Source organism: Corallococcus praedator, from assembly GCF_003612125.1.
Lineage (GTDB): Bacteria > Myxococcota > Myxococcia > Myxococcales > Myxococcaceae > Corallococcus > Corallococcus praedator.
Window position 1 is genome coordinate 1 of the sequence record NZ_RAWI01000400.1, and the last position, 8,279, is coordinate 8,279.

The 8,279-nt window shown below is 72.0% G+C and carries 11 protein-coding genes; 7 read left to right on the forward strand and 4 right to left on the reverse strand.

The features are described from left to right. From mbhE to D7Y13_RS34090, 7 genes are all read left to right on the forward strand, one after another. A partial coding sequence (gene mbhE, locus D7Y13_RS34060) for a hydrogen gas-evolving membrane-bound hydrogenase subunit E (protein ID WP_120630910.1) occupies positions 1–2,198 on the forward strand: 2,198 nt, incomplete at its 5' end. 3 nt (positions 2,199–2,201) lie between these two features. Then, on the forward strand, positions 2,202–2,645 hold the full coding sequence (locus D7Y13_RS34065; protein ID WP_120534273.1) for an MnhB domain-containing protein: 444 nt from the start codon (positions 2,202–2,204) through the stop codon (positions 2,643–2,645). Continuing rightward, entirely contained in the window at positions 2,642–3,007 is a 366-nt protein-coding gene (locus tag D7Y13_RS34070; protein ID WP_120534274.1) for a sodium:proton antiporter, read from the forward strand. Before D7Y13_RS34065 ends, D7Y13_RS34070 begins: the two co-directional genes overlap by 4 nt. Further along, the gene (locus tag D7Y13_RS34075; RefSeq protein WP_120534275.1) at positions 3,007–4,374 is read left to right on the forward strand and encodes a complex I subunit 5 family protein; all 1,368 of its coding nucleotides are present in this window, start codon (positions 3,007–3,009) and stop codon (positions 4,372–4,374) included. The genes D7Y13_RS34070 and D7Y13_RS34075 overlap by 1 nt, the downstream gene beginning before the upstream one ends. After that, complete coding sequence (locus tag D7Y13_RS34080; RefSeq protein WP_120534276.1) at positions 4,371–4,868, forward strand: Na+/H+ antiporter subunit E; 498 nt, start codon at positions 4,371–4,373, stop codon at positions 4,866–4,868. Before D7Y13_RS34075 ends, D7Y13_RS34080 begins: the two co-directional genes overlap by 4 nt. An 11-nt stretch (positions 4,869–4,879) precedes the next feature. Then, a complete protein-coding gene (locus D7Y13_RS34085; protein ID WP_120534277.1) occupies positions 4,880–5,167 on the forward strand; it encodes an MrpF/PhaF family protein in 288 nt (95 codons plus the stop codon). Next, positions 5,167–5,529 carry a cation:proton antiporter gene (locus D7Y13_RS34090; protein WP_120534278.1) on the forward strand — a complete coding sequence of 121 codons (363 nt, stop codon included), beginning with the start codon at positions 5,167–5,169 and terminating at the stop codon, positions 5,527–5,529. Before D7Y13_RS34085 ends, D7Y13_RS34090 begins: the two co-directional genes overlap by 1 nt. Positions 5,530–5,535: 6 nt before the next feature. On the opposite strand, the gene D7Y13_RS34095 is transcribed toward D7Y13_RS34090, so the two are convergent. From D7Y13_RS34095 to D7Y13_RS34110, 4 genes are all read right to left on the reverse strand, one after another. Beyond that, positions 5,536–5,988 carry a hypothetical protein gene (locus D7Y13_RS34095; protein WP_147444316.1) on the reverse strand — a complete coding sequence of 151 codons (453 nt, stop codon included), beginning with the start codon at positions 5,986–5,988 and terminating at the stop codon, positions 5,536–5,538. Between the two features lie 49 nt (positions 5,989–6,037). Then, positions 6,038–6,976 carry a proline dehydrogenase family protein gene (locus tag D7Y13_RS34100; RefSeq protein WP_120583981.1) on the reverse strand — a complete coding sequence of 313 codons (939 nt, stop codon included), beginning with the start codon at positions 6,974–6,976 and terminating at the stop codon, positions 6,038–6,040. Between the two features lie 37 nt (positions 6,977–7,013). Continuing rightward, positions 7,014–7,892, reverse strand: a complete 879-nt coding sequence (locus D7Y13_RS34105) for an alpha/beta fold hydrolase (protein WP_120534282.1) — start codon at positions 7,890–7,892, stop codon at positions 7,014–7,016. Next, the coding region (locus D7Y13_RS34110; protein WP_500683190.1) for a lysophospholipid acyltransferase family protein at positions 7,885–8,279 on the reverse strand (395 nt) is incomplete at its 5' end. The genes D7Y13_RS34110 and D7Y13_RS34105, both read right to left, overlap by 8 nt.

Genomic DNA, 8,279 nt, shown 5'->3' on the forward strand with positions numbered 1-8,279 from the left:
GGGTGGGGGCGGCCTGTGCCGTGGCCGCGCTGGTCGCGCTCTGCTGGGAGCTGACGCTGGGGCCCGCGCGCCTCGTGGTGCCCTGGGCGCCGACGTGGGGCCTGTCGTTGGAGTTCACGCGGGATGGCCTGTCCGGCCTCTACGCGGCAATGGCGCTGTCCGTCGGCGCGGTGGTGGTCCTGTACTCGCGCGCGTACATGCCGCACCACCTGGAGGAGGAGGGTCGGCCCGCTCGCGACGAGGTGCGCTTCCAGGTGCTGCTGCTGTCGTTCATGGCCGCCATGGTGCTGCTCGTCACCGTGGATGACCTGCTGCTGCTGTTCGTGGCGCTGGACCTCACGACCATCGTCTCGTACCTGCTCATCGGCTTCGACCGCGAAGACCCGGAGTCGCGCGCCGCCGCGCTGCTGTCGCTGGTGCTCACCGGCGCCACCTCCGTCGTCTTCTTCGCCGGAGCGATGGCGCTGGGGCTCCAGTACGACACCTTCTCCCTGCCGCTCGTCTTCGAGCGCGCCGCGAACGACCCCGCACCCACGGGCGCGCTGGTGTGTCTGGCCGTGGGCGCGCTGGGCAAGAGCGCCCAGGTGCCGTTCCACTTCTGGCTGCCGCGCGCCATGGCCGCGCCCACGCCGGTGTCGTCGTACCTGCACTCGGCCGCGATGGTGGCCGCGGGCGTCTTCCTCCTCCAGCGCCTCTACCCGCTGTTCGCGCCGGCGGTGGCCGTGCGCGACGGGCTGCTCGCCATCGGCTTCCTGTCCATGACGGTGGGCAGCCTGATGGCCCTGGTGGCGGATCCGTTCAAGCGCGTGCTCGCGTACTCCACCATCGCGCAGTACGGCTACGCGCTGGTGCTGGTGGCGCTGGGTTCGGAGGGCGCGCCGCTCTACGTCGCGGCTCACGCGCCCTGCAAGGCGGCCCTGTTCCTCACCGTGGGCGCCATCACGCAGGTGACGGGCAAGAAGAAGCTGTCGGAGGTCGGTGGCCTGCGCCACTCGCTGCCCGTGCTCGCGGGCGCGAGCGCGGTGGCCGCCGCGGGGCTCGCCGCGCTGCCCCTCACCGTGGGATTCTTCAAGGACGAGGTGTTCTTCCACGCGCTCGTGGAGAGGGGCCCCGCGTTCATGGCGGCGGGGCTCGTGGGCGCGGGCCTGACGCTCGCGTACACGCTGCGCCTGTGGTGGGGCCTGTTCGGAGGGCCGCGACAAGACGTGCCCGCCGCGCCGCGACTGCTCGTCGTCCCGGTGGGGGTGCTCGCCGCGTCCGTGCTGGTGGGCGGCTTCTTGCCGGGCCTCCTCGTCGCGCCCGCCCGGGCCGCGGCCTCCGCCTCCATGGTGCGCGGTGAGGCGTCCTCGCTGGCGCTCGCGTACCACCTGGATGCGCGCGCGGAGAACCTGCTGGCCGTGGGGGCCTGGGCCCTGGGCGCGGTGCTGTTCGCCACGCGCCTGGCGTGGACACCGCGCCTTACGCGCGTGCTGGAGGGCACGTCGAAGGTCGGGCCCGCGCAAGGCTACAGGGTGCTGCTGCACCAGTTGGACAGGCTGTCCACGTGGCTGCACGAGAAGGAGGTGCGCGACCTGCGCGACCGGGTGGCGTCGGTGCTGGTGCCCACGGGTCTGCTGGGCATGACGGTGCTGTGGGTGACGCCGCTGCGCGACCGCTTCGTCCCGGGCAGCGTGGGCTGGGCGGACGTGACGCTGGTGATGGCGCTGGCCTTCGCGTCCGCGGCGGCGCTGGCCACGCTGCGCGCGCGCAACCACCTGGTGCTGGTGCTGCTCATCTCCTGCGTGGGCTTCAGCCTGGCCATGGTGTTCGCCTTCGCCGCCGCGCCCGACGTGGCCCTCACCTCCGTGCTGGTGGAGACCACCTTCACGCTGCTCTTCGCGGGCCTGCTGGCGCTGCTGCCCGACCGCCGGCTGGTGCGCGCGCAGGCGGAGGCCCAGAAGCCACGGGGCCGCGATCGCATCTCCGCCGGCATCGCGGGCGTGAGCGGCTTCCTGTTGAGCTGGAGCGCCCTGTCCCATCTCCAGGCCGACCGCGTGGGGACCCAGACGGTGAAGCTCGCGGAGGCCGCGCATTCGCCCAACGTCGTGGCCGCCGTGCTCACCGACTTCCGGGGCCTGGACACGGTGGGGGAGATGAGCGTCGTGCTGGCCGCGCTCCTGGGCGTCACCAGCCTCCTGAAGCTCAAGGGGAAGGGCTGACCCATGCGCTCCTTCGTTCCGCCCCTTTCGCGCATGCTGCTGTGGCCGTCGTTGATCATCGCGCTGTCGTTCTGGCTCAAGGGCGGCGGCGAGGTGGGCGGTGGCTTCCCGGCCGGGGCGCTGGCGGGGCTGGCGGTGCTGCTGCAGTACGTGGTGACGGGCCGGGAGCAGACCCGGCGCTACGTGGTGGTGCGGTACGCGGCGCCGCTCGCGGGCGTGGGCCTCTTGCTGGTGGTGGGCACCGCGTTCCTTCCGGTGCTCGCGGGCTACACGCCGGTGAGCCTCTTCCCCCGTCCGGGACAGCCCGAACTGGGCGCGGGCGCGTTCCACCTGCACACCGCGCTCGTCTTCGAAGGGGGGCTGATGCTCATTGTCTTCGGTCTGGTGGTGACGGTCATCGACCGCTTCGCGCTCAGCACGGCGCACGGAGGGGACGAAGGGCCATGATCCTCATCGCGTCCCTGGTGGTGGGCCTGTTGTTCGCGTGTGGCGTGCGCCTGGTGCTGGAGCGCGAGCTGGTGCGCGTGGCGTGCGGCACGGTGCTCATCACCAACTCCAGCGTGCTGCTCATCCTGGCGGGTTCGTTCCCGGAGCGCGGCGAGGCGGTGAACGTGCAGCAGGGCTGGCCGGTGACGGATCCGGTGCTCCAGTCGCTGGCGCTCACGGCCATCGTCATCGGCTTCGCGGTGTCCGCGCTCTTGCTCACGCTGGTGCACCGCACGCAGCGCGCGCACGGTTCGCTGCGCACGGACCGGCTGGTGGAAGCGGAAGTGAAGCGCGTGCACGACACGGAGAGGGGGGGCCCTTGATGCCGCTCTGGGGACCGCTGCTCCTGCCGTGGGTGATGGCCTGCGTGCTGGCCTTCATGGACGGCCGGCGCGCGTGGGTGGCGTGGCTGGGCATCGCGAGCCTCGCGGCGACGCTGGTGTGCACGGCGCTGCTGCTGCCCCAGGCCTGGAGCGCGCACCCGCCCGAGTTCGTCACCGGGGACTGGCCGGTGGGCGTGGGCATCCGGATGCGCGCGGATCCGCTGTCCATCGTGTACGCGCTGGTGTCCACGGCGGTGTTGCTGGGCACGCTCGTGTACGAGCACGTCGCGGGGGGCATCACGTCGCGCAGCTTCCCCTCGCTGGTGGTCTTCCTGGGCGCGGGCCTCACGGGCGTGTTCTTCACGTCCGACGCGTTCAACTTCTACGTCTTCTTCGAGCTGGCGATGACGGCCGCGTTCGCGCTGGCGTCCTACGGCGAGAAGGCCCGGAACCTGCGCGCCGCGTTCACCTTCGTGGTGGTGAACCTGATGGGCTCCACGCTGTTCCTCACCGCCGTGGTGATGCTGTACCTGACGACGGGCACGCTGGACATGCAGTCCATCGTCGCGTGGGGACAGGCGGGAGCGCCGTATGCGCTGGACGTCCCGGGGACGCTACTGCTGTGCGCGTTCGGTGTGAAGCTGGGCTTCTTCCCATTCCACTTCTGGGCGCCGGCCGTGTACCGGGACGCGGGCCCCACGGTGGCGGCGCTGCTCGCGGGGGCGCTGGCGAACATCGGCAGCTATGGCCTGCTGCGCTTCGGCGCGGACGTGATGCCGCACGTGCTGGAGCGCGCCCGTCCGCTGCTGGAGATATTGGGCGCGTCGAGCATCCTCTACGGCTCCGTGCTGGCGCTCTCCCGGCGCGACACGCGCGAGGTGCTGGCGTACGCGTCCATCACGCAGGCGGGGCTCATCATCGCGGCCCTGGGGCTGGGGGGACGGGAGGGACTGTCCGCGGCGGTGGCGCTGGCGCTGGCGGGTTCGGTGGACAAGACGGCGCTGTTCCTCGCGCAGGACCGGGGCGGCGAGCGCGCGCGGAGGGCCTATTCGGTGGCGGCCTTCAGCACGGCGGGCGTGCCGCCCACGGCGGGCTTCTGGTCGAAGGCGTGGCTCCTGAGGGCGGCGCTGGAGCGGGGCCACTCGTGGCTCGCGGGGCTGGTGGTGCTGGCGAGCATCCTGTCGCTGCTGGCGCTGTTCCGGGCCTACCAGCGAGAACAGTGGCTGCGCGAGGGCGCGGCCCTGCACCGGGGCACGGGGGCGGTGGTGTTCGCGCTGTCCCTGGCGCTCGTCGCCACGGGCCTCTGGCCGGAGCCCCTGCTGCGCGCGGGGCGCGATGCCATCGCGGGGCTGGGGGTATTGCCATGAGCCACCGCGCCGTCGTGCAGGTGCTGGCCCTGGCGCTGCTGTACGCGGTGATGGTGGGCAGCTTCCATCCGGTGGACCTCGCGGTGGGCGCCGTGCTGTCCGCGGGCGTGATGCGCCTGTTCCCGCTGGCGGGCCTGCCCCCCGCCGTCAGCGGGCGCGTGCGCTGGCGGCGCCTGCTGCACCTGCCGCGCTTCGGCTGGGCGCTGGGGGTGCTGGTGGTGCGCAGCTGCGCGCAGGTGCTGGGCGTCGTCTTCGGACACCACGGCCGCGCGGAGCACGCGGGCGTGGTGGACGTGCCCATGGGCGAGCGCACCGCGCGAGGCGTGCAGGTGTCCTCGTGGGTGATGTCCCTGGCCCCGGGCACGGTGCTGCTGGAGCTGGATTGGGGGCGCCGGGTGATGCGCATGCATGCGCTGGACGCCTCGGATCCGGACAAGCTGCGCCGGCAGCAGGAGAACTTCTACCAGCGCTACCAGCGCGCGGTGTTTCCGTAAGGGAGGGCACGGTGCACGAGACCTTCTTCACCCTGGCCATCCTCTGGATGGTGGGCCTGCTGGGCACGCTGGTGCTGCTGGCGTCGCGACAGCGCTCCGCCGCCGACGTGCTGATGGCGGTGGACACCCTGGGCCTGGTCATCTGCGCGGTGCTGGCGCTGTACGGTGCCACGCGCGGCGAGGCCGGCTACCTGGACGCGGCGCTGGTGCTCGCGCTGCTGTCCTTCGTGCAGACCGTGGCCGGCGCGCGCTTCCTGCACCACGGCCGCGCCTTCCGCAATGATGAGGAGGAGCGCTGATGCTCTCCGCCCTCCTGCAATGGGGCGCCGACGCGCTGGTGGCGCTGGGCCTGCTCTTCATCACCGGGGCCATCATCGGCATGTACCGGTTGCCGTCGGTGCTCACGCGGGTGCACGCCGCGGGCGCGGTGCCCTTCGGCGCGGTGCTGGTGGTCCTGGGCGCCACGCTCGCCACCGGCGATGCGAAGCTCATCCTCCGGGGCCTGCTCGTCGCCGCGTTCCTGATGCTCACCATCCCCAGCTCCGCCCACGCCATCGCCTGGCTGGCGGAGGGACGCCCGGACACCGCCCACGAACCGACCCGCCAGCGCCGTCACCCCTTCGGCCGCAAGGCGGGTCCGACGAAGCCGCCCAGGCCCTGACACCCCTCACCGCGTCGCGAGCGCGCGCAGCGACGCCTCCGTCGCCACGCCGAACACGGCCGTCTGCGCCACCAGCCAGGCGTGCTCCTCACCCGTCCAGGTGTTCATCGGGGCGGTGGCCCGGAGGAGCGGAAACGCCAGGTGCTCGAACGCCAGCACGCCCAGGCCCAGCAGCAGCCCCCGAGGCACCAGCGGCCACCGCGCCACGGAGGGCCGTGCCACGCTCCAGGCCAGCCCCAGCATGGGGCCGTAGACGGCGCGCATCGTCCAGGCCCAGTCCCGCGCCTCCTGTTTGCTCAGGTCCCGGCGCAGGAAGCGGCTCACCAGCCGGTGCGCGATGCGGCGGGCCGCATAGGGCGGTGGATGGCCCAGGGCGGGGTTTCGCACGGACACCAGCGCCCGCAGCACCCCACCCCCCAGGGCCCCGGCGACGACCGCGGCGGCGAATCGGTTCTTCATGTCCGTGAAGGTATCCACGGCCCCCGGTGCGAGAGGGGGCCCTGGGGGTCTATCCCTTCATCAGGTTGCGCATCACGAACCACAGGTTGGCCGGGCGCTCCGCCAGCCGTCGCATGAAATACGGGTACCAGTGCTTCCCATACGGGACATAGACACGCACCGGGAACCCGTCCTTCACCAACCGCTCCTGCAGGTCGCGCCGGATGCCATACAGCATCTGGAATTCAAAGGCCCCGCGCGGCAGACCCTGACGGGCCGCGTGCGCGAGCGTGGCGTCAATCATCCGCTCATCATGGGTGGCGATACCGTGATACACGCCGCTGTCCAACAGGATGCGCATGCAGCGCACGAAGTTGGCGTCCACGTCCTTCTTGTCCGGGAAGGCCACCTGCGGACCCTCCAGGTAGGCGCCCTTGCACAGCCGGATGCGGATGCGTTCGGCGCACAGGGCCTTCGCGTCCGCCTCCGTGCGGCGCAGGTAGCTCTGGAGCACGGCGCCCACGTGCGGCTCCCCGAACTCCGCGTGCAAATCCCTGACGATGTCCAGGGTCGCCTGCGTGACGGCGCTCTCCTCCATGTCCACGCGCACGAACGAGTCGCGCGCCGCCGCGTCCGCCACCACCGCGCGCGCGTTCTGGAGCGCCAGGCCCTTGTCGAACAACAGGCCGCACTGCGTGAGCTTCAGCGACACGTTGGCCTTCACGCCCACCTGGTCGATGCGCGCGAGCAGCCTTTGATAGTGCCGCACCTCGTCGCGCGTCTCCTGGGGCGTGCGCACCGCCTCGTTGAGGTGGTCGAAGCTGGCCATCAGCCCGCGCTCCGTCAGCGCCTTCACCGCGTCCACCGCCTCCTCCAGCGTCTCGCCGGCGATGAAGCGCGAGGCCAGCTCGCGGAAGGGTTTGAGCCGCGTGGCCACGTCCTTCAGGTTGGACTGGCGCGACAGGAACAGCAGGGCGGAGCGGGACAGGTGGTCGGCGGCGGTCGTCATGCAGGTGTCATCTCCCGCATGAAGAGATAACGACTGCTCAGTCCGGGTGCCGCGCGAGGAAGTCCGACACGCGGGCATTGAACGCTTCCGGATGGCTCATGTACGGCAGGTGACTGGCCGTCGGAAGAAACTCCATCCGCGCGCCGGGCACGTGCGCCGCCACGTTCCTCGCCGCCGACGGAGGCACCAGCAGGTCGCGTCCGCCCTCGATGATGAGCGTGGGCACCCGCAGCTCCCCCAGCCGGTGCAGGAAGTCCGCGGCCAGGATGTCGCGCAGCCTCCGGAGCAGCTCCATCGACGACAGCCGCCGGGCCTCGCGGACGATCTCCGCCCGTCCCTCCGCGGGCAGCCACCGGCCTCCCAGCACCCGCGCCACGGTGGGCGCGAAGACATACGCCAGGGGCCGGGGCGCCCGCACCAGCGTGGACAGCGTCAGCGCCAGCCGCCGCACCCGGTGCACGCTGGCCACCGGCGACACCAGCACCAGCGCCTTCACCCGCTCCGGGTGCTCCAGCGCATACGCGATGGACACCAGGCTGCCGTAGGAGGACCCCAGCAGCGCGAAGCGCTCCGGCAGCAGGGCCTCCGGGTGGTTGAGCACCGACAGGTTCCACTGCAACGGCGTATGGGTCGCGGGCGTCTTGAGCGGCGGCGTCCACAAGAGCAGCCGGTACGCTTGCGACAGCGGCTCCATGGGCGCGAAGGACCGCCCGCTGGCACCCAGGCCCGGAAGACACACCACCGTGCGTGACACATCCGTGCTGCCGCGCGGGAAGGTGAACAGCCGCACCGGCGTGCCCCGGACGCTGCGCTCCTCGCACAGGAGTTGGTCATATCCCCGCTGGATGTCTTCCACATCCGGCACCAGGGGCGGCGTGCGAGGCCGGGGGGGCCCGGCGGAGGCGGCATCAAGCATGGCAGGCCCTCAATAGCAGGCGGCGGACGCTGGCGGCCACCCTGTCACGGAAGGCCTGGATGCGCGACTCCGACGCCCCCGTCGGCGGGGGCTCGTGGGGCTCCCCCACGGCGAAGGTGAGCTGCACGGGCAGCGGCAGGGGCCCCAAACCCATCACCAGCGGCACGCGGTACTTCTCCTCCCGGGCCAGTCGCCAGCCCAGCCGGTCCTCGCCCGGAGGCCAGAAGAAGGTGTCATCCACGCCGAAGCCGGCGAAGGGCACCACCGGCACCCCGGCCTTCATGGCCAGCCGGACGAACCCCAGCGTGCGCTCCCAGCGCAGGCGGTAGCGGCCCTGGCTGCGTTTGAAGGTCTCCCGCGCGCCCCCCGGGTAGCACACCACCAATT

What these genes read in the sequence shown, in the direction of transcription:
- D7Y13_RS34065 (WP_120534273.1), top strand. Translation starts at nt 2,202, where the DNA reads ATGCGCTCCTTCGTTCCGCCCCTTTCGCGCATGCTGCTGTGGCCGTCG.
- D7Y13_RS34070 (WP_120534274.1), top strand. Translation starts at nt 2,642, where the DNA reads ATGATCCTCATCGCGTCCCTGGTGGTGGGCCTGTTGTTCGCGTGTGGC.
- D7Y13_RS34075 (WP_120534275.1), top strand. Translation starts at nt 3,007, where the DNA reads ATGCCGCTCTGGGGACCGCTGCTCCTGCCGTGGGTGATGGCCTGCGTG.
- D7Y13_RS34080 (WP_120534276.1), top strand. Translation starts at nt 4,371, where the DNA reads ATGAGCCACCGCGCCGTCGTGCAGGTGCTGGCCCTGGCGCTGCTGTAC.
- D7Y13_RS34090 (WP_120534278.1), top strand. Translation starts at nt 5,167, where the DNA reads ATGCTCTCCGCCCTCCTGCAATGGGGCGCCGACGCGCTGGTGGCGCTG.
- D7Y13_RS34095 (WP_147444316.1), bottom strand. Translation starts at nt 5,988, where the DNA reads ATGAAGAACCGATTCGCCGCCGCGGTCGTCGCCGGGGCCCTGGGGGGT.
- D7Y13_RS34100 (WP_120583981.1), bottom strand. Translation starts at nt 6,976, where the DNA reads ATGACGACCGCCGCCGACCACCTGTCCCGCTCCGCCCTGCTGTTCCTG.
- D7Y13_RS34105 (WP_120534282.1), bottom strand. Translation starts at nt 7,892, where the DNA reads ATGCTTGATGCCGCCTCCGCCGGGCCCCCCCGGCCTCGCACGCCGCCC.